A 19,126-nucleotide genomic window follows, 5' to 3' on the forward strand; every position below is an offset into this window, starting at 1 on the left:
CCTCATCGACGCGGTCGCGACAAGCAGCTGGCGCGCTGCACACCCCACCTTCGCCCCTGCGGGACCGGTCCACCAGCCGTCTTCGCCCTATGGACTCATAAGCCGACCTTATGCCTCGACGCCGGCGCCGCACGCCATAAGCTGGCCCGATGGGGGAACGCGGGCCGATCGGGCACCGGGTGCCGGACCTCGCGGCGCTGGAACTGCTGCTCGCCGTCGCCCGGCTGGGCAGCCTCGGCCGCGCGGCCGCCGAACTCGGCATCTCCCAGCCCGCCGCGAGCGGCCGGATCCGGACCATGGAACGGTTGCTCGGCGTCCCGCTCGTGGAACGCTCCCCGCGCGGATCCACGCTCACCCGCGCCGGCGCCCTCGTGACCGACTGGGCCCGCCGGATCGTCGAGGCGGCCGAGGCGTTCGACGCCGGGGCGCAGGCGCTGCGCTCGCACCGCGACTCCCGGCTCACCGTGGCCGCCAGCATGACCATCGCCGAATACCTGCTGCCCGGGTGGCTCATCGCGCTGCGCGGGGAACGGCCGGGGACCGCGGTGTCGCTGCTGGCCGGCAACTCCCAGTTCGTCGCGGAACGGCTGCTGGCCGGCGACGCCGATCTCGGGTTCGTCGAAGGGCCCGCGATGCCTCCCGGGCTGGCCGGGGTCGTCATCGGCGGCGACCGCCTCGTCGTCGCGGTCGCACCCGCTCACCCGTGGGCCAGGCGGCGCGCCCCCGTGACGGCCGCGGAGCTCGCCGCGGCGCCGCTGATCCTGCGCGAGGAGGGGTCCGGCACCCGTCAGGTGCTCGACGACGCGCTGACGTGGCATGCCGCGCCGCTCCTCGAACTCGCCTCCACGACCGCGGTGAAGTCGGCGGCGGCGGGCGGCGCGGGCCCGTGCGTGCTGAGCGAGCTCGCGCTCACCGAGGAGCTGGCGACCCGCCGCCTCGTCGAAGTGCCCCTCGCCGACGTGGCGTTCACCCGGAAGCTGCGGGCCGTCTGGCGGCCGGGGCCCGAACCGTCCGGGCCCGCCCGCGACCTGCTCGCGCTGGCCCGCGCCCCCGCCCGCTGACGCGCTCGCCCCGTGGCGCCTTCGCCGGGCGAATTTCCGCGCCGGGACCGGAACGGCGCCGTGTGCGGGATCGACCCGCGCCGTCGTAGTGCCACACTTGGGGAATGCGCGTCTACCTTCCGTCCACCCTGCCGGAACTCGCCCGGGCCCTGGCCGACGGGGAGATCACCGTCCACCGCGCCTACGCGGTGACGCCAGCGCTGCGGGAGTGGTACGCCGACGGCGACACCGAGGAACTCGAATACGCCGCGATGCTCGCCGCCGCCCGCGCCAGCCTGCGCATCCTCGCGGGCGACCCTGACGTGCCGAGCCGCCGCGTCGTCCTCGCCGCCGAGGTCCCCGACGGCTCCGTCGCCTACGAGGGCGGCTACGAGAACCTGGGCGACAGCGACCGCGCCGAGGTCCGCCTCCGCGACGTCGTCCCCCTGAAGAAGATCGTCTCCGGCCACGTCGACGACCCCCAGGCCGCCCCCGACGTCCAGGCCGCCGCCCTCGCCCTCGGCGCCGCCGACCAGGGCGACCTCGACGCCCAGTTCACCGTCGACAGCGCCGAAGGCCACGAACTCATGTGGTTCGCCACCCAGGAACTGCCGGATCTGTCCTAGCCCACCCGGGCCTCGATCAGCCGGGTCAGCGCCGGCAGCGCCGCGACGATCGCCGCCCGGTCCTCCGGCGGCGCCGCCTCGATCATGCCGGCGAGCAGCTCGACCCGCTCGGCCCGCCGGTTCCGCGACAGCTCGCGCCCCTCGTCGGTCACCTCGACGACCACGCCGCGCCCGTCCGCCGCGCTCGCCTCGCGGCGGACCAGTCCGTCGCGCTCCAGCCTCCCGACGAGCTGGGTCATCCCGGGCTGCGAGACGCCCTGGGCGCGGGCCAGTTCGGTCAACCGCTGCGGCCCGGCCCGCACGAGCCGATGCAGGACCGAGGACGCCGAGGAGCTGAGCCCGTCGGCCGTCTCGACCTGGCGGACGAACGGAATCAGCAGCTCCACGAATCTCAACAGTTCGCCCGCCGGTTCCACTACATAATCCCCTTATGTATAGTCCCGTCATGGGGGTTCTCAACGCCGGCCGAGCACGATGCCGCTCACTTCTGAGCGCGGCCCGGCACAAGGAGTCCCCAGAGTACGGCCCTCGGAGCGGAACCCGACGAGGGCGCCCGATCACCGCCCTGCCGGAGGCGGGGCCGAGAACTGAAGGGGCTCGTATGAGTGCGTCCCACGGGGCTGTCGCCAGTCCGTTCCGGCAGCCGCGCGCGGTCTGGGCCGTCGCCTTCGCCTGCGTGATCTCGTTCATGGGCATCGGGCTGGTCGACCCGATCCTGCCCGCGCTCGCCGAGGAGCTCGACGCGACGCCGAGCCAGGTCTCACTGCTGTTCACCAGCTACCTCGTCGTCACCGCGGTGGCGATGCTGCTCGTCGGCTGGGTCTCCAGCCGGATCGGCGCGAAGCGCACCCTCGTCGTCGGGCTCGCGGTGATCGTCGTGTTCGCCGCGCTGGCCGGGGCGTCGGGCTCCATCGACGGCATCGTCGGGTTCCGCGCGGGCTGGGGCCTCGGGAACGCGCTGTTCATCGCGACGAGCCTCGCCGTCATCGTCGCCTCCGCCAGCGGCGGGTTCGCCGGCGCCATCATCCTGTACGAGACCGCGCTCGGCCTCGGCATCGCGGTCGGCCCGCTGCTCGGCGGCCTGCTCGGCGACCTCAGCTGGCGCGGCCCGTTCTTCGGCGTGGCGGCCCTGATGGCGATCGCGCTGATCGCCACCGCGGTCTTCGTGCCCACCACGCCCGTGCCCGCCCGGCGGACGCCGCTCAGCGCCCCGCTCAAGGCGCTGCGGCACCGGGGGCTGCTCACCATGGCGCTCGTGGCGGTCCTCTACAACTGGGGCTTCTTCACCATGCTGGGCTACGCGCCCTACCCCATGGAGCTCCACGCGCGTGAGCTCGGCTATGTCTTCTTCGGCTGGGGCCTGCTCGTCGCGCTGTTCTCGGTGTTCGTCGCGCCCCGGCTCCAGGCCAGGTTCGGCACCGCGCCCGTCCTCTACGCCAACCTCGCGGGGTGCGCCGCGGTCATGGCGGTGATCGGCTTCGGGGTGGACACCCCGGCGGCGGTGATCGCCGCGGTGGTCGTCAGCGGGGCGTTCATCGGCATCAACAACACGCTCACCACCCAGGCCGTCATGCTGGTCGCGCCGGTGGAGCGCTCCGTCGCCTCGTCGGCGTACGGGTTCGTCAGGTTCATCGGCGGCGGCCTCGCCCCGTGGGCGGCGGGCGAACTCGCCGACGCCACCGACCTGTCGATGCCGTTCTTCCTGGGCGCGGCGACGTTCCTGCTCGCCGTCCCCGTCCTCGCCACCGGGCACAGGCTCATCGCCGCGGCCGAGCGCGGCGACGACGGGGGCGAGCCGGTCGGCCCTGCGCTGGAGCCGGTCGGCGGGAGTGCGGGGCCCGGCGCGGTGATCGTCGCGGTCGGGGCGGGCGAGGGCGCCGCCTCCGTCGTGGACGCGGCGGCGGCCGTCGCGCGCGGCACGGGCGCGGCCTTGGAGGTCGTGCACGTGCGCGAGACCGCCGTCATCGAGGAGCAGGCGATCGAGCCGGAGGACGCCGAGAGCGCCCGGGCCGCGGTGCGCCGCCACCTGGACCGGCTCTCCGCCGCCGGGATCGCGGCCACCGGCCAGGTACTGACCAGCGTCGGGGACCACGCCGCCGCGGGACGGGCGCTCGCCCGCCACGCGGCCGACGCCGGGGCGCGGGCCGTCGCGCTCGGCAGGTCGGGGCGCGGCCCCCTCGTCCAGTTCGCCGAAGGCGGCTTCACCGCCGCCGTCGCCCGCGAGGCCACCTGCGACGTCCTCCTCGTCGACCCCGCCGACGCCCCGCGCCCCCTCACCGAGGACTCCCTGGAGTCCCTGCGCACCGCCCTCTCGTGACCCGCCGGGGCTACTTCAGCTCCTCCTCCACGACGAGGGTCACCTCGTGGTCGGAGGAAAGGTAGGCGCCGCTCACCTTCGCGGTGTCGGACGGCTTCCAGGGACGTCCGGGGATCTCGATGGTGCCGGTCCCGTCGTCGGCGAGCCGGCCTGACGCGAAGGCCGCCTTGAGGCCCAGGCCGTCGAGCCGCTCGACCGCCTCGGCGACGGCCAGGCCGCGCAGCCTCGTCGCCCCGCTGTCCTCGGGCCCTGGGGCCGTGGCCAGGCCGTCGCCCAGGTCCACGGCTCCGGGGCCCTTGCCTGCGATGGTGATCGTGAGGTCCAGCAGGTCGCCCGGGGTCCCCTCGTCGTGGATCCTGATCTCGGTCGGCGGCTCGCCTTCCTCCGCCGGCGCCTCCGGCGGAGCGGACGGGGCGGCGGCCGGGGTCAGCGCGGCGACGAACCGGAAGTCGGAGTCCAGGCCGACGCCCTCCAGCGCCTCGCGGTAGACGGCCGGGTCGGCCCCACCGTCCTTGATCCTGATCTCCCAGCCCGCGCCCGACCCCTCGATCTCCATCGCGGCGTTGGCGAAGCGCGTGCCTCCGTCACCGGGCAGCCCCACCAGCACGGCGGTGGTCGCCGCGGCGGCCGCGACGAGGCCGGCGCCGAGCCGCAGAGCGGGAACCCGCCACCGGGCTCGGGCCGGGTCCTCCACCTGCGCGGCCTGTGCCAGCAGCTCCGCCCGCGCCGCCGCCTCGGCCGCCCGGCCGAGCTCCGGAAGGTCGGCGCGCATCGTCCTGATCAAGTCGAGTTCGTTCATCTCTGTCCTTACTTGTCCGTATCCGCCGTCGGATCGGCGCCGCCCAGCGCGGCGCGCACCTTCGCCCGGCCCCGGTGCAGCCGGGACCGCACGGTCCCGATCGCGATCCCGAGGGTCCCGGCCACTTCCTCGTAACCGAGTCCGCCCCACGCGATGAGCAGGAGCACGTCCCGCTCCCCGCGCGACAGCCCCGCCAGCGCGCCGGCCAGGGCCCGCTGCTGCGCTCCCGCGGCCACCCGGTCCACGACCCCGTCGTCGAACGCCGCGGCGACCGGGTCCACCCCGGTGCGCTCCAGCGCCCGCAGGAACCGTTTCTCGGCCCTGTGGTGCCGGGCGACGAGGTTGGTGGCGATCCCGTACAGCCAGGGGCGCGCGTTCTCCCGCGAGGTGTCGTACCGGGCCCGGCGCCGGAACGCGATGAGGAACGTCTCGGCGACCACGTCGTCGGCATGGGCGGGCCCGAGCCGTCGCACGACATAGCCATGGACGTCCCGGGCATATCTATCGAAAACTTCGGCGAACCGTTCCGGCGCGTCCACGGAGAGCCGGATCAGCTCACCGTCACCCGCCCCGGTCGCCACTTCGCTCAAGAGCTCCACACCCCCTCTTCCCCGATCCCGCGGAAGAGGTTCCGGGCAGGGCTCAGAGGCCCAGGGTCTCCAGCGCGGGCAGGGCCGCGCGGGCCGCGGCGCGGGCGTCGCCCGCGGTGCGGGCGGCACGGGCCGCGCGGGCGGCCTCCTGGCACTCGGCGTAGGTGTGCGCGGCCAGGGCGGCGCGGACGAGCGGCAGGGAGGGCGAGCTCATGCTGAGGCTGGTGACGCCCAGCCCCGCGAGGACGCAGGCCATGACGGGGTCGGCGGCGGCTTCGCCGCAGACTCCGCAGCCCTTGCCCGCCTCGGTGGCGGCGCGGGCGGCGTGCGCCATGAGGTCGAGGAGCGCGGGCCGCCACGGATTCTGGAGGCGGGTCAGGCTGGACACCTGCCGGTCCACGGCGAACACGTACTGGGCGAGGTCGTTGGTACCGAGGCTGAAGAAGTCGACCTCTTCGGCGATGTCGTGGGCGCGGACGGCCGCGGCGGGGACCTCGATCATGATCCCGGCCTGCTGGATGCCGACGTCGCGGCAGGCGCGGGTGAACACGCGGGCCTCTTCGGCGTCGGTCACCATCGGCGCCATCACGCGGAGCCGGTCGGCGGGCAGCCCCTCGGCGGCCCTGGCGAGCGCCTTGAGCTGGCCCTTGAGCACCTCGGGGTGGCGGCGCAGCAGCCGCAGCCCGCGCTCGCCGAGCGCCGGGTTGGGTTCGACGGCGGCGGGCGGCAGGAACGACAGGGGCTTGTCGGCCCCGGCGTCCAGCACCCGGACGACGACCCGCGGGAACGCCTCGAGGACCGCCCGGTACGCGGCGATCTGCTGTTCCTCGCTCGGCGGCACCGCCTCGTCGAGGAACAGGTACTCGGAGCGGAACAGTCCGACGCCCTCGGCGCCGTTGCGCAGCGCGGGCTCGATGTCGGCGGGGCCCCCGACGTTGGCCAGCAGCGGGACGGGGTGGCCGTCCTTGGTGCGGCCCGGTCCGGTGGCGCTGCCGACGGCCTCGGCGCGCGCCTTCTCGGCGGCGCGGGCGCGTTCGACGCGCGCGGGGTCGGGCTCCAGGACGAGGGTCCCGGAGGCACCGTCGGCGAGCACGTAGGCGCCGTCGGGCACTTCCAGCGCCCCGGCGCACGCGACGATGGCGGGGATGCCCATGGCGCGGGCGAGGATGGCGGTGTGGCCGATCGGCCCGCCCTCCTCGGTCACGAACGCGACGCACTGGGCGGGGTCGAGCAGCGCGAGGTCGGCCGGGGACAGATCCTGGGTGATCAGTACATAGCGCTCGTCGGTCTCGGGCACGCCCGGCACCGCGAAGGCCATGAGCCGCGCGACGGTCCTGTCCCGGACGTCGTCCAGGTCGGCGACGCGCGCGGAGATGTAGGCGCCGGAGCCGCCGAGCAGCTCGCGGTAGAACCCGAACGACTCGTAGACGGCGCGCGCGGCGCTCAGCCCCGCGGACACCCCGACGGTGACCTCGCCGGCCAGGTCGGGGTCACGGGCCATCAGGGCCTGCGCGGAAAGCACGTCGTGTGCTTCGCCGCCGACCGCGGTGGCACGGGATTCGAGCTCCCGCGCGACCTCTTCCAGCGCGGCGAGCGCGCGGGCGGTCTCGGCCACGCGGTCGCCGGTGAACGGCTCCGCGGGCGGCACGGGGACGGACCCGGTCATCACCCGGACGCGGCCGACTCCCACGCCCGGACTGACCCCTGTCCCCGTGAACTCACGCATTCGGCTCCGTGAAGAGGGTCGCGAGCGACTCCAGCACCTCATCGGCGCCGTCGCCCTCCGCACACAGCCTCAGCTGCTCGCCCTGCCGCGCGTCGAGCGCGAGCACCCCGAGGATGCTCTTGGCATTGACGGGCACCTCGGCGAAACGACCGATGGTGACCTCCATCGGCGCCGCCGCGGCGGCCTTGACGAACTCCGCAGCCGGCCTGGAGTGCAGTCCGACCAGGGACTCGACCCGCACGTGACGCTCAGCCATATCCATGATCCTCCTTCGGGGGTGAATTGTTCCATGCGATCGACTGATCGCTCACCCGCTTCGGTTCGATGCGCCGCCGTTCTGGATTTTGGTCGAGCGAGGTGAACGGCAGGTGTTCGATGGGACATTCTGGAGTTGCCCCTGGTGAAGGGCTCACTACTTCCAACGCCCCCCTTTGCCGGGAGCATTCCCAGCCTATGCTCCGGTCTGCGTTACTTTACGCAAACCGCGAGGATTGTCGGGATCAATCCCGAGCGTCCTGGCGAGCCGCTCGACCAGCAGCTGACCAGGCACGATGAGGCCCAGCGGCGCCACCCACTCGGGCAGCCGAGGCCCCGGCAGCGCCACCGACGCGGCGGACGCCAGGTCCGCGCCCCCGCCGATCCCGTAGACCCTCGCCCCCGCCCCGGTGACCCGCTCGGCCAGCGCGACGGTGCCCTCCAGCGTCGGGCTCCCCTCCGCGCCCAGGACGATCGCGGGCGTGTCGGCGTCGACCACCGCGATCGGCCCGTGCAGCAGGTCCGCGTACGAGAGCCCCATGGCGTGCAGGTAGCACGCCTCCTTGAGCTTGAGCGCGAGTTCCAGCGCGGTGCCGAAGGCGATCCCACGGGCCGACACGACGGTCCCCGGGACCTTGGCCAGCTCCGCGGCGATCTTCTCGAGCGCGTCGGAGCCCTCGGTCTCGGCGATCAGCCTTTCCATCTCGTCCGGCACCCTGAGCAGGTCGTCCGGGTCGACGTCGGCTCCCAGCCCGACGGCCAGGACGGCGAGGGCGGCGAGCTGCGTGGTGTAGGTCTTCGTCGCCGGGACGGCGAGTTCCTCCCCCGCCTTGGTCAGCAGGGCCACATCGGCGGCCTCGGCCAGCGGGGAGCCCTCCCCGTTGGTCACCCCAACGGTGACCGCGCCGCACGCCTTGGCCCACTCCAGCGTCTCGACGATCTCCTCGGTCCGGCCCGACTGGCTGATCGCCACCGCGAGCACCCCGTCGAGGTCGAGCCTCCGCTTGTAGGAGGTGGCGATCGACGGCGCGGCGAGCGTGCCGAGCCGTCCCGCGTACGCCTCAGAGAGGTACCTGCCGTACACGGCGGCGTTGTCCGACGACCCGCGCGCGATGAAGAGCACCTGACGGGTCCGCGCGGCGGCGGCCCGGACGGCGCCCAGTTCCGGCAGCAGGGTGGCGACGGTCTGGCGCAGCGCCTCGGGCTGCTGGCCGATCTCTTGCCGCATCCGGCTGGTCATGGCGTCCTCCTTGGACGGAAACGGGGGGAGCCCGAATATTCCCTTTCCCGGGCGTTGGTCCAGTCTGGACTAGACCAGTACGAACCTTACCCTTGTGAAAGCATGAGAGAACAGCCCCCACAGGGGCCGTTCTCCCCAACGCAGCCCTTCCCAGCGAGGCGGTGTCCCGCAGTGATCGACGCGACAAGCCCGGTCCCGAAGTACGTTCAGCTCCGCGCACTCCTCGTCGATCTGATCGAGGGGGCCGGGTCGGAGCCCGACGCCCCCATGCCGTCCGAACGCGAGCTGTGCCAGCGCTACGGCCTGTCCCGCATGACGGTCCGCCAGGCCGTCGACCAGCTCGTCTCCGAAGGCCGCCTCTACCGGGTCCCGGGCAAGGGCACCTTCGTCGCCCGGCCGAAGATCGACATGCCGCTGAGGCTCAGCTCGTCCTTCACCGCCGAGATGAAGGCCCGCGGCATGACGCCCGGCGCGATCGACCTGGACCACCGCACGGTTCCGGCCTCCGGCCACGTCGCCCGCTCCCTCGGCCTCGCCGCCGGGGCCTACGTGCACGTGCTGGAGCGGCTGCGCACCGCCGACGGCGCCCCCATGGCCGTGGAGCGCTGCCACATCCCCGCGGCCCTGGCCCCCGACCTCCTGACCACCAGGCTGGCCGGACAGTCCCTCTACGACCTTCTGGAGCGCCGCTACGGCATCGCCTTCGACTCCGGCGACCAGACCATCGAGGCGGCCCTCGCCTCCCCGCTGGACGCCGAGCTCCTCCAGCTCCCCCAGCCCAGCCCCGTCCTGCTGCTGCGCCGCCGCTCCTACCTGCGCGCCACCTGCGCCGAGCTGACCGAGTCGACGTACCGGGCCGACAGATACCAGCTGCACACCAACCTCGATCTGCCCAGGCAGCCCGCGGACCCGCGCCGCGCCCGGCAGGACTGACCCCGGCCGCGCCGCCCCCGCCCGAACGATCTTCCTTTCCGGGGGCATCCGCTGACCGTCCCTCCGCTCTGCAAGGGCGTGCGCCGCACAGGCGGCGCCCGAGAGGAGGCAGGGCATGGGACGGGTCAGGGTGCTACGGCTGGTGCCGGCGGCCGCCGACGACGACAGCGGGCCGGACGAGCCGCGCACCGAGGGGAGCCTCGCGCTCAAGGACTACCCGTGCGAGTCCGACGGCCTGGACGAGGCCGCCGAACGCGTCATCTGGGTGGCCGCCGAGGTGTTCGCCGGGCTCCGGCCCTTCCCCCAGCTCGCGCGGCTGTCCACCATCGAGCTCGCCGAGGTGCTCCCCCGGCAGCGCCACCCGGCGGGACGGGCCCGCGCGACGGTCCCGCGCATCCGCAACCGCCGGATCCAGCGGCCCGGACCCGGCGTCGCCGAGGTCAGCGCGACCGTGGTGATCGGCGGGCGGATCCAGCCCGTCGCGGTCCGGCTCGTCCGCAGGCGCGGGGCCTGGCGGTGCGCCGCGGTGGAGACCGCGGTGCACTGGTGAGCCGGAAACGGCGACGCCGCCCTCCCCCGGCAGGCGGGAAAGGGCGGCGTCGCGGGCGCTGCTAGCGGTTGCCGCCGTGGCAGCGCTTGAACTTCTTGCCGCTGCCACAGGGGCACGGGTCGTTGCGGGACACGCCCTCGTACGGGTCGGTGCCCTCGGTGTGGTGCTCGACCTCGCCCTCGGCGGTCGGACCGGAGAAGTCGAGCTTCTTCGCCTCCGGCTGGCCGAGCGCGCTGGCCGCCACCGCGACGGGCTTGACGCCGACGGCCGGGGCCGCGGGCTGCTCCTCCACCTCGACCTCGAGGTGGTAGAGGTAGCCGACCGACTCCTCCTTGATCGCCTCCATCATCGAGGCGAACATGTCGTAGCCCTCGCGCTGGTACTCCACCAGGGGGTCGCGCTGCGCCATCGCGCGCAGGCCGATGCCCTCCTGGAGGTAGTCCATCTCGTAGAGGTGCTCGCGCCACTTGCGGTCCAGGACCGTCAGGACGACGCGGCGCTCCAGCTCGCGCATGACCTCCGCGCCGAGCTCGGACTCGCGCTTGTCGTACGCGGCCTGGGCGTCCTCGCGGATCTTGTCGGCGAGGAACTCGGCGTTGAGGTTCTGCACCTCGCCGCCGGCGTCCTCGACCAGGTCGTCGGCGGAGACGCTGATCGGGTAGAGCTGCTTGAACGCCTTCCAGAGCATCTCGAGGTTCCAGTCCTCGGCGAAGCCCTCGGCCGTGGCGCCCGCGACGTAGCCGTCGACGACCTCGTCGATCATGTGCCTGACCTGCTCGTGCAGGTCGGCGCCCTCGAGCACCCGGCGGCGCTCGGCGTAGATGACCTGGCGCTGGCGGTTCAGCACCTCGTCGTACTTCAGGACGTTCTTGCGGATCTCGAAGTTCTGCTGCTCGACCTGGTGCTGGGCCGACTTGATCGCCGAGGAGACGATCTTGGCCTCGATCGGCACGTCGTCCGGGATGTTGAGGCGGGTCATGATCGCCTCGACCCGCGCGGAGTTGAACAGCCGCATGAGGTCGTCCTCCAGCGACAGGTAGAACCGGGATTCACCCGGGTCGCCCTGCCGGCCGGAGCGGCCGCGCAGCTGGTTGTCGATCCGGCGGGACTCGTGCCGCTCGGTGCCCAGCACGTACAGGCCGCCCGCGTCGGCGACGACCTCGTGCTCGCCCTGGACGGCCTCCTTGGCCTTGTCCAGCGCCTCCGGCCAGGCCTCCTCGTACTCCTCGGGAGTCTCGAGCGGGGACAGGCCGCGGTTGTGCAGCTCGAGGTCGGCCCGGAACTCGGGGTTCCCGCCGAGCATGATGTCGGTGCCGCGGCCCGCCATGTTGGTGGCCACGGTGACGGCGCCCTTGCGGCCCGCCTCGGCGATGATCGCCGACTCCTTCTCGTGGTGCTTGGCGTTCAGCACCTGGTGCGGGATGCCCTCGCTCTTGAGCATCTTCGACAGCATCTCGGACTTGGCGACCGACGTGGTGCCGACCAGGACCGGCTGGCCCTTCTCGTGCCGCTCGGCGATGTCCTTGACCACTGCCTCGAACTTGGCGAGCTGGGTCTTGTAGACCACGTCCGCGATGTCGACGCGCTGCGCGGGCCGGTTCGTCGGGATCGGGATGACGCCCAGCTTGTAGATCTTGTTGAACTCCGACGCCTCGGTCTGCGCGGTGCCGGTCATGCCGCCGAGCTTGCCGTAGAGGCGGAAGTAGTTCTGGAGGGTGATCGTGGCGAGGGTCTGGTTCTCGTCCTTGATCGCCACCCCCTCCTTGGCCTCGATCGCCTGGTGCATGCCCTCGTTGTAGCGGCGGCCCTGCAGGACGCGGCCGGTGAACTCGTCGACGATCAGGACCTCGCCGTTGACGACCAGGTAGTCCTTGTCCTTCTTGTACAGCTCCTTGGCCTTGAGGGCGTTGTTCAGGAAGCCGACCAGAGGGGTGTTCGTCGCGTCGTAGAGGTTCTCGATGCCGAGCCAGTCCTCGACCTTCTCGACACCGGTCTCCAGGATGCCGACCGTGCGCTTCTTCTCGTCGACCTGGTAGTCGCCGTCGTCGGCGTCGGCCGCGGAGGCGCGGCGCAGGCGCGGGGCGATCTTGGCGAACTCGGCGAACCACTTGGAGTTCTGGTCGCCGGGGCCGGAGATGATCAGCGGGGTGCGGGCCTCGTCGATGAGGATCGAGTCGACCTCGTCGACGACCGCGAAGAAGTGGCCGCGCTGGACGCAGTCGTCCAGGGTCCAGGCCATGTTGTCGCGCAGGTAGTCGAAGCCGAACTCGTTGTTCGTGCCGTAGGTGATGTCGCACTCGTAGGCCCTGCGCCGCTCGTCGGGCGACATGTTGGCCAGGATCACGCCGACTTCCAGGCCGAGGAACTGGTGCACGCGGCCCATCCACTCGGCGTCGCGCTTGGCGAGGTAGTCGTTCACGGTGACCACGTGCACGCCCTTGCCGGCGAGCGCGTTCAGGTACGCGGGCAGCACGCAGGTGAGGGTCTTGCCCTCACCGGTGCGCATCTCGGCGATGTTGCCCAGGTGGAGCGCGGCGCCGCCCATGACCTGCACGTCGAAGTGGCGCTGGCCCAGCACGCGGCGGGCCGCCTCTCGCGCGGTGGCGAACGCCTCGGGCAGCAGGTCGTCGAGGGTCTCGCCCTCGGCCAGCCGCTCACGGTAGGTCTCGGTCAGCTCGCGCAGCTCGGCGTCGGTCTTCTCGGTGAATTCCTCTTCGATGGAGTTCACCTGGTTCGCGATCCGCTTGAGCTTGCGCAGGACCTTGCCTTCGCCGGCGCGAAGAATCTTGTCAATGACAGCTGGCACTCTCGGAAGCTCCTTGCAGATCGGATAGCCGCGCGGATCGCGACCTGTCCCTGTGACGAGGCAGAGCCTCGGAGAAGACAGAGCCTCCCGCGCATACCACTCGTAGCCTGTCCATCCTAGGCGAGGTCAAGGATGGTGCAGGTCACCCTCACGCGCAATTCGTAACGTCGGGGATCTTGATCGAGTTCCCGGCCCGTGACCGCAAGCGGCCATCGGGCGTCCCGCACGGGTCCCGGAGGCCCCGCGCGTAAGGACGATCACAGTCGTCCGGCGGCCTTGAGCGCGAGGTAGGCGTCGGCGAGGGCGGGGGCGATCTCTTCCGGGCCCGCGTCGACGACCTCGACCCCGTAGCCGCGCAGCTCGGCCGTCAGCCTCCGGCGTTCGGCGATCGCGCGTTCGGCCGCGGCGGCGTCGTAGACGGCGGCGAGATCTCCGCGCCCGGCGGCCATCTCGCCGACCCTGGGGTCGGCGACCGCGGCCACCAGCACGAGGTGGCGGGCGGTGAGCCGCGGCAGCAGCGGGATCAGCCCCTCCTCCATCGCGGCGGTGTTCAGCTCCGTGAGCAGGACGACCAGGGAGCGCTGGCGGGACCCGGCGAGCAGCGCCGAGACCATGCCCGCGGCGTCGGACTCGATCAGCTCCGGTTCCAGCGGGGCCATCGCGCGGACCATCGCGGGCAGCAGGTCGGTGCGCGAAGCGCCCTCCACCCGCGCGCGCACGGCCCGGTCGTAGGCCAGCAGGTCCACCCTGTCGCCCGCGCGGGACGCCAGGGCGCCCAGCAGCAGGGCCGCGTCCATCGAGCAGTCGAGCCGGGGGATGTCGCCGACCCGGCCGGCCGAGGTGCGCCCGGTGTCGAGGATGAGGAAGATCCGCCGGTCCCGCTCGGGCCGCCAGGTCCGCACCACGACGTCGCCGCGCCGGGCCGTCGCGCGCCAGTCGATCGAGCGGACGTCGTCGCCCGCGACGTACTCGCGCAGGGAGTCGAACTCGGTGCCCTGGCCCCGGATGAGCGCCACCTGCTGGCCGGTCAGCTCGCGCAGCCTGCGCAGCTTCGCCGGCAGGTGCCTGCGCGAGGGAAAGCCGGGCAGCACCCGGACGGTCCAGGGAGAGGGCCGGGAGAGCTGGCGTGCGGCGAGCCCGAGCGGACCCGTGGAGCGGATGGTCACCGACGCCGGCGAGCGGTCTCCCCGCCTTGTCGGGGTGAGAGTGAGGTCGATGCGGCGCCGCTCCCCCGGCGGCACGTCCAGCTCCGCCGTCCGGGGCGACGCCCCCGCGCTGGGCGGCCAGGCGTCACGGACGACCGCGCGCACCCGCCTCTTGCCGGGGTTCTCCACGATCAGCCCTACGCGACCGGTCTCGCCGAGCCTGATCGCGGTGTCGCCCGACCGGTGCAGGCCGAGGCCGCGCACGTTGCCCGCGAGGGCGAGGTCGACGGCGATCGCCAAGGCGAGCACCGCCACCACCGCCAGGACCACCCAGCCGTAGGGGAAGAACAGGGGAAGCGCGCAGGCGATCAGCGCCAGCAGGGCCACCCGTCCCGTGAGCGCCATTACCGGGGCGTGGGGACGGTGGCCAGGACGCCGTCCAGGACGCCGTCGGAGGTCGCCCCCTCCAGCTCGGCCTCCGGCCTGAGCTGGACCCGGTGCCGGAGCGTCGGCCGGGCCAGCGCCTTGACGTCGTCGGGCGTCACGTAGTCGCGGCCCGACAGCCACGCCCAGGCCCGCGCGGTGTTCAGCAGCGCGGTCGCGCCGCGCGGGGAGGCCCCGAGCTGGAGCGACGGCGACTCCCTGGTGGCCCGGCACAGGTCCACCACATAAGCGATGATCTTCGGGTCGACGTGCAGCGTGCGCACCGCGTCACGGCCGGCGTTCAGCTCGGTGACGCCCGCGACCGGGTTGATGTCGGCGAGGTCGCGCGGGTCGAAGCCGAGCGCGTGCCGCTGCACGACGCCGATCTCCTCCTCGCGGGTCGGCAGCGGGACCGTCAGCTTGAGCAGGAACCTGTCGAGCTGCGCCTCGGGCAGCGGGTAGGTGCCCTCGTACTCGATCGGGTTCTGGGTCGCGCAGACGACGAACGGGTCGGGCAGCGCGTACGAGGTGCCGTCGACCGACACCTGCCGCTCCTCCATCGCCTCCAGAAGGGAAGCCTGGGTCTTGGGCGGCGTCCGGTTGATCTCGTCGGCGAGCAGGAGGTTGGCGAACACCGGGCCGCGCCGGAACTCGAACTCCGAGGCGCGCGCGTCGAACACCAGCGAGCCCGTGACGTCGCCGGGCATCAGGTCGGGGGTGAACTGCACCCGCTTGAACTCCAGGTCCAGCGCGCGGGACAGGGTGCGCACCAGCAGCGTCTTGGCGACGCCGGGAACGCCTTCGAGCAGCACGTGGCCGCGGCACAGCAGGGCGATCACCAGGCCGGTGACCACGGCGTCCTGGCCGACGACGGCCTTCGCGACCTCGCCGCGCAGCGCGGCGAGCCCCTGCCGGGCCTCCGCCGCGCCCGCGGGCCGCGCGGCGGCCCCCATGCCGGGCATCGCCGTGTCCAGGACCGTTTCGTCGCTCATCGCACCCGTCTTTCCAGTTCGTCCAAAAGGTCGGTCAGCTGGAGGAGTTCCCGATCGTCCGCCGGGTCAGGACCGTACAGCGCCCAGCGCGCGGTCTGCTCCTCGATGCCGCTTCGGGCGGCGACCAGCGCGCTCACCTCGGCGGCCCTTCCGAGGTCGCCCGCGGCGCTGCGCGGCAGCCCCAGCAGCGGGACGAGCCGCTCCCGCGCCGCGCCGCGCAGGGCGAGCGCCGCCCTGTCGCGGGCATGGGCGGCGCGGTAGAGCCGCGCCCTGCCTTCGACGGCCTCGGCCGAGCGCACCGCGACGGGCAGCCTTTCCACCACGACGGGGCCGAGCCTCCTGGCCCGCCACAGCGCCGCCAGGACGACGGCGATGGCGAGCTGCCAGAAGAACAGCCGTACGCCCGGCGGGATGAGATCGGTGAGGGACTCCTGGCCGACGACGTCGTCGTCTTCCACCGGAAGGGGCGGCACCAGCCAGACGACGCCGCCCGGCACGTCCAAGAGGTTCATGCCGAGGGCCGCGTTGCCGGCCTCGGTCAAGGAGCCGTTGGTGAAGGGCGCGCCGGAGCCTATGACCGTCACCGTGCGCGGGCCCTGCACCCTGACCAGGCGCGCGAACTCCTCGTCGCGGTAACAGGTGACGGCTCCCGAAGGCGCCGAGTACACCGTGGCCGCCTCGAAGTCGACGGCGCCCGCGGCGTCGGCGAGCGTGCAGCCCGGCGTGACCTCGCCGCCCGCCACCGACGTGGCCTCCGTGACGCCCGGGGCCAGCGCGTCGAGCACCCCGGTGACCGGCTCGATGAGCAGCAGCGGCGCCCGGGATCCGGCGATCAGGTCGAGATCGTCCTCGGTCAGCCGCTCGTCGCGGGCGACCACCAGCAGCCCGTCGGCGGCCGCGCTGCCGGCGGCCTCCGCGGGCGACCGCACGACGGTCACCTCGGTGCCGTGCTCCCGGACTATCTCCGCGAGCGCCCTGGTCCCGGCGTCCGTGACGTCCTCGGGGTCGAGGTAGCCGCTCGTGGCGGTGGGCCGCAAGGCGGCGAGCAGAACGGCGAGGACGGCCACCGCGGCCAGAGCCGCCGCGATTCCCCGCCATCTCCGGAACCTGCGCCCTGCGACCCGTCCGGCGCTCTCCACCTCGGCCACGGCCGTCACACCGCCTCCAGGGGCCGGGGCCTCGCGGCGCGTACCGCGTCGTCCAGGGCGACGAGCAGGGCATAGCCCTCCGGGGTGCCCGGACGGTCTCCGTACCAGACCTCGTCGAAGACGCGCGCGCCCGGCATGAGGTCGACGGGCAGCGCGGACGACGCCTCGACCGCGAGCTCCAAGGCGGTCCGGCCGGGCCGGGGCAGAAGGATCGCGCGCTCCTCCAGGTCACGCGCTATCGCGCGGAGCCTTTCCCTGATCGCCTCCGCGAACCGCCCTTCGGCGGCCATCCGCTCGGCCGCGGACCTGTGGTCGACCGCGCGCGTGGGCACGTCCTCCAGCAGGGCCTTCTTGGCCGACGGGTTCTTGCGGCCGCGCATCCACCACAGCACCGCTGCGACGACCACCGCGGCGAGCACCACGAGGATGACCAGCGTCAGCCCGCCGCCGCCGTGGCCGGGACCCGGCGAGGGCGGGTCGGGCAGGATGTCCTCCAGCCACTCCTTGATCTGGTCGAGCATCTTGTCGAGGAACGACGGCCGGTCGCGGTGGTAGACCGCCTTCTCCAGCTCCCGTTCCGCGAGTTCGCGCGCCTGCTCCCGGGTCACCGGGTCCGCGGCGCTCACGCGGGCACCGCCCACGGGGCCAGCGGGTCCTCGTCGGGGACTTCGCCCCGCTGCTGGATCTCCAGGTCCAGGCCCTCTCTGCGATGGCGCCGGTCCAGGTAGAGCAGCGCGAGGACGCCCGCGTGGAACGGCGTGGTGATCGCGGCGCCGCAGATCCGTCCGACGGTGTCCAGGGCCAGCGCGGCGACCGCGGCCCAGCCCTGCGGCTCGTCGCTGAAGAACAGGAACTCGGCGACCACGAACGGCAGCCGCAGCGCGGTGCCCATGAGGAAGACGATGACGGCGGTGAGCAGCAGGACCAGGAAGGTCTTCCACCACTGGCCGCGCACCAGCCGGGCCGCCCTGGCGAGCGCACCGCCGATCCCGCGGCGTTCCAGCACCAGCGCGGGCGCGGCGAGCGCCCCCAGCACGTAGAGCCAGACCGTCACCGCCGCCGCGGCGGGGAAGCCGAGCACTCCGGAGAGGATCCCCGCCCCCGAGGAACCGTCGTTGACGGCGAGCAGCACGAACGGGATCAGGAGCACCCCGCCGGCGGCCAGCGAGCCGAGCCCGACGATGAGGGCGACCACGACGAGCCGGGCCAGATGCGGCCGCACATCGCGCCACAGCACGCCCGGCGTGATCCGGAGTCCGAAGTATCCGCGGGCGATCGCCGGACCGAACGTCCCGGCCAGCACCAGCACCGCGAGCGATCCGACGAGGCCGCCCGTGACCGCCACGACGAGCTGGGATCCAAAGGAACGAAGCAGGACATTGGGCGTCACCTCGCCCGTCGCGTCCCCACCGGCGAGGAAGTACCCCGTGAGGGTCACCGCGATCTGCACGACCCCCACCACCACCAGGGCCGGGCCGAGTACCGCGCGCGGCGAGCGGCGCAGCAGGGCGAGGGCCGCGTCCAGCATTTCGGCCGCGTTGAGCGGCCGCAGCGGGATCTCCCCGCCGAGCAGTCGGGCCCGGTCGCTTCGCACGGGGGCCATCCTGCCATGTGTCCCTAAATCCAGGAGATCCCCAACTCCTGCCCCTCCCCGGGTGGTGCAAATATCGCGTGTTGTAGGCGAATCGGAACGCAGAGTACCGGCCTTGCGGCTAGATCGCCGGGCTTTCGGTGATTAGCGGCCCTGCCACCGGTAAAACGCGGGTAACCTGTGGCTCACCTGGCATCCGGTGGCGGCGCGACGGCGGCTCGGCCTCCCTACTGAACGGCTTGAGAGGGCGCATGAGGGGACGTGTACTGGTCGTCGACGACGACCTGGCGCTCGCGGAGATGCTCGGCATCGTTCTGCGCGGCGAAGGCTTCGAGCCGTTCTTCGTCCATGACGGGGACAAGGCTCTCGAGGCGTTCCGCGAAGCTCGGCCCGACCTCGTCCTGCTCGACCTGATGCTCCCCGGCGCCGACGGCATCGACGTGTGCCGTCAGATCCGCGCCGAGTCCGGCATCCCGATCGTCATGCTGACGGCCAAGAGCGACACCGTCGACGTGGTCCTCGGGCTGGAGTCCGGCGCCGACGACTACGTCGTCAAGCCGTTCAAGCCCAAGGAACTGGTCGCCCGGGTACGCGCCCGGCTGCGCCGCACCGACGAGCCCGCGCCCGAGACCCTCCAGATCGGCGACATCGCGATCGACGTCGCGGGCCACTCGGTCAAGCGCGGCGACAAGCACATCCCGCTCACCCCGCTGGAGTTCGACCTGCTCGTCGCGCTGGCCCGCAAACCGCGCCAGGTCTTCACCCGCGAGGTGCTGCTGGAGCAGGTGTGGGGCTACCGGCACGCGGCCGACACCCGGCTGGTGAACGTGCACGTCCAGCGCCTGCGCGCCAAGATCGAGAAGGACCCTGAGCGGCCCGAGATCGTCGTGACCGTACGGGGCGTGGGTTACAAGGCCGGCCCGGCTTAACCTCCCCCCCGCAGCC

18 protein-coding genes are annotated in these 19,126 nt (G+C 73.0%); 6 read left to right on the top strand and 12 right to left on the bottom strand.

The window, feature by feature from the left end:
* The first annotated feature begins 149 nt into the window (after window positions 1–149).
* Window positions 150–1,061, top strand: a complete 912-nt coding sequence (locus tag EDD29_RS37730; protein WP_123668974.1) for a LysR family transcriptional regulator — start codon at window positions 150–152, stop codon at window positions 1,059–1,061.
* 104 nt (window positions 1,062–1,165) lie between these two features.
* Window positions 1,166–1,666, top strand: a complete 501-nt coding sequence (locus EDD29_RS37735) for a DUF6912 family protein (protein ID WP_123668975.1) — start codon at window positions 1,166–1,168, stop codon at window positions 1,664–1,666.
* Here EDD29_RS37735 and EDD29_RS37740 read toward each other — a convergent pair.
* Entirely contained in the window at window positions 1,663–2,052 is a 390-nt protein-coding gene (locus EDD29_RS37740) for a MarR family winged helix-turn-helix transcriptional regulator (RefSeq protein ID WP_211360135.1), read from the bottom strand. The two genes, EDD29_RS37735 and EDD29_RS37740, sit on opposite strands and share 4 nt — an antisense overlap.
* 215 nt (window positions 2,053–2,267) lie before the next feature.
* On the opposite strand from EDD29_RS37740, the gene EDD29_RS37745 reads away from it, so the two are divergent.
* Window positions 2,268–3,983 carry an MFS transporter gene (locus EDD29_RS37745; RefSeq protein WP_123668977.1) on the top strand — a complete coding sequence of 572 codons (1,716 nt, stop codon included), beginning with the start codon at window positions 2,268–2,270 and terminating at the stop codon, window positions 3,981–3,983.
* Between the two features lie 10 nt (window positions 3,984–3,993).
* On the opposite strand, the gene EDD29_RS37750 is transcribed toward EDD29_RS37745, so the two are convergent.
* The 5 genes from EDD29_RS37750 to EDD29_RS37770 form a co-directional block, all read right to left on the bottom strand.
* The gene (locus tag EDD29_RS37750; protein ID WP_123668978.1) at window positions 3,994–4,782 is read right to left on the bottom strand and encodes a hypothetical protein; all 789 of its coding nucleotides are present in this window, start codon (window positions 4,780–4,782) and stop codon (window positions 3,994–3,996) included.
* An 8-nt stretch (window positions 4,783–4,790) separates the two neighbouring features.
* Complete coding sequence (locus tag EDD29_RS37755; RefSeq protein ID WP_342774466.1) at window positions 4,791–5,381, bottom strand: RNA polymerase sigma factor; 591 nt, start codon at window positions 5,379–5,381, stop codon at window positions 4,791–4,793.
* Between the two features lie 43 nt (window positions 5,382–5,424).
* Window positions 5,425–7,140, bottom strand: a complete 1,716-nt coding sequence (gene ptsP / locus EDD29_RS37760; protein ID WP_342774467.1) for a phosphoenolpyruvate--protein phosphotransferase — start codon at window positions 7,138–7,140, stop codon at window positions 5,425–5,427.
* On the bottom strand, window positions 7,091–7,354 hold the full coding sequence (locus EDD29_RS37765) for an HPr family phosphocarrier protein (protein WP_123670936.1): 264 nt from the start codon (window positions 7,352–7,354) through the stop codon (window positions 7,091–7,093). The genes ptsP and EDD29_RS37765 overlap by 50 nt, the downstream gene beginning before the upstream one ends.
* Before the next feature lie 195 nt (window positions 7,355–7,549).
* Window positions 7,550–8,593: an SIS domain-containing protein gene (locus tag EDD29_RS37770; RefSeq protein WP_123668981.1), complete on the bottom strand. Its 1,044-nt coding sequence runs from the start codon at window positions 8,591–8,593 to the stop codon at window positions 7,550–7,552.
* A gap of 171 nt (window positions 8,594–8,764) precedes the next feature.
* Here EDD29_RS37770 and EDD29_RS37775 point away from each other — a divergent pair, with 171 nt between their 5' ends.
* Both EDD29_RS37775 and EDD29_RS37780 read left to right on the top strand, forming a co-directional pair.
* Window positions 8,765–9,526 carry a GntR family transcriptional regulator gene (locus tag EDD29_RS37775; RefSeq protein ID WP_123668982.1) on the top strand — a complete coding sequence of 254 codons (762 nt, stop codon included), beginning with the start codon at window positions 8,765–8,767 and terminating at the stop codon, window positions 9,524–9,526.
* A 115-nt stretch (window positions 9,527–9,641) separates the two neighbouring features.
* Window positions 9,642–10,076: an Rv3235 family protein gene (locus tag EDD29_RS37780; protein ID WP_123668983.1), complete on the top strand. Its 435-nt coding sequence runs from the start codon at window positions 9,642–9,644 to the stop codon at window positions 10,074–10,076.
* 61 nt (window positions 10,077–10,137) lie between these two features.
* On the opposite strand, the gene secA is transcribed toward EDD29_RS37780, so the two are convergent.
* The 6 genes from secA to EDD29_RS37810 form a co-directional block, all read right to left on the bottom strand.
* Window positions 10,138–12,882 (bottom strand): preprotein translocase subunit SecA, encoded by a 2,745-nt coding sequence (secA, locus tag EDD29_RS37785; protein WP_123668984.1) that lies wholly within the window; start codon window positions 12,880–12,882, stop codon window positions 10,138–10,140.
* 257 nt (window positions 12,883–13,139) lie between these two features.
* Window positions 13,140–14,432, bottom strand: a complete 1,293-nt coding sequence (locus tag EDD29_RS37790) for a DUF58 domain-containing protein (protein ID WP_123668985.1) — start codon at window positions 14,430–14,432, stop codon at window positions 13,140–13,142.
* Window positions 14,432–15,403 (bottom strand): AAA family ATPase, encoded by a 972-nt coding sequence (locus EDD29_RS37795; RefSeq protein ID WP_425455018.1) that lies wholly within the window; start codon window positions 15,401–15,403, stop codon window positions 14,432–14,434. Before EDD29_RS37795 ends, EDD29_RS37790 begins: the two co-directional genes overlap by 1 nt.
* Before the next feature lie 35 nt (window positions 15,404–15,438).
* On the bottom strand, window positions 15,439–16,599 hold the full coding sequence (locus tag EDD29_RS37800; RefSeq protein WP_246053207.1) for a DUF4350 domain-containing protein: 1,161 nt from the start codon (window positions 16,597–16,599) through the stop codon (window positions 15,439–15,441).
* On the bottom strand, window positions 16,596–17,216 hold the full coding sequence (locus tag EDD29_RS37805; protein WP_123670938.1) for a DUF4129 domain-containing protein: 621 nt from the start codon (window positions 17,214–17,216) through the stop codon (window positions 16,596–16,598). Before EDD29_RS37805 ends, EDD29_RS37800 begins: the two co-directional genes overlap by 4 nt.
* Window positions 17,213–18,184: a hypothetical protein gene (locus tag EDD29_RS37810; protein ID WP_123668987.1), complete on the bottom strand. Its 972-nt coding sequence runs from the start codon at window positions 18,182–18,184 to the stop codon at window positions 17,213–17,215. Before EDD29_RS37810 ends, EDD29_RS37805 begins: the two co-directional genes overlap by 4 nt.
* 248 nt (window positions 18,185–18,432) lie before the next feature.
* On the opposite strand from EDD29_RS37810, the gene mtrA reads away from it, so the two are divergent.
* Window positions 18,433–19,110, top strand: a complete 678-nt coding sequence (gene mtrA / locus EDD29_RS37815; RefSeq protein WP_123668988.1) for an MtrAB system response regulator MtrA — start codon at window positions 18,433–18,435, stop codon at window positions 19,108–19,110.
* The last annotated feature ends 16 nt before the right edge of the window (window positions 19,111–19,126 follow it).

This window comes from Actinocorallia herbida (genome assembly GCF_003751225.1).
In the GTDB taxonomy this organism is placed as follows: domain Bacteria; phylum Actinomycetota; class Actinomycetes; order Streptosporangiales; family Streptosporangiaceae; genus Actinocorallia; species Actinocorallia herbida.

Coding starts and splice junctions, on each gene's coding strand:
- EDD29_RS37730 (WP_123668974.1), top strand. CDS start 150: ATGGGGGAACGCGGGCCGATCGGGCACCGGGTGCCGGACCTCGCGGCG.
- EDD29_RS37735 (WP_123668975.1), top strand. CDS start 1,166: ATGCGCGTCTACCTTCCGTCCACCCTGCCGGAACTCGCCCGGGCCCTG.
- EDD29_RS37745 (WP_123668977.1), top strand. CDS start 2,268: ATGAGTGCGTCCCACGGGGCTGTCGCCAGTCCGTTCCGGCAGCCGCGC.
- EDD29_RS37750 (WP_123668978.1), bottom strand. CDS start 4,782: ATGAACGAACTCGACTTGATCAGGACGATGCGCGCCGACCTTCCGGAG.
- ptsP (WP_342774467.1), bottom strand. CDS start 7,140: ATGAGGTGCTGGAGTCGCTCGCGACCCTCTTCACGGAGCCGAATGCGT.
- EDD29_RS37765 (WP_123670936.1), bottom strand. CDS start 7,354: ATGGCTGAGCGTCACGTGCGGGTCGAGTCCCTGGTCGGACTGCACTCC.
- EDD29_RS37770 (WP_123668981.1), bottom strand. CDS start 8,593: ATGACCAGCCGGATGCGGCAAGAGATCGGCCAGCAGCCCGAGGCGCTG.
- EDD29_RS37780 (WP_123668983.1), top strand. CDS start 9,642: ATGGGACGGGTCAGGGTGCTACGGCTGGTGCCGGCGGCCGCCGACGAC.
- EDD29_RS37790 (WP_123668985.1), bottom strand. CDS start 14,432: ATGGCGCTCACGGGACGGGTGGCCCTGCTGGCGCTGATCGCCTGCGCG.
- EDD29_RS37795 (WP_425455018.1), bottom strand. CDS start 15,403: ATGGGGGCCGCCGCGCGGCCCGCGGGCGCGGCGGAGGCCCGGCAGGGG.
- mtrA (WP_123668988.1), top strand. CDS start 18,433: ATGAGGGGACGTGTACTGGTCGTCGACGACGACCTGGCGCTCGCGGAG.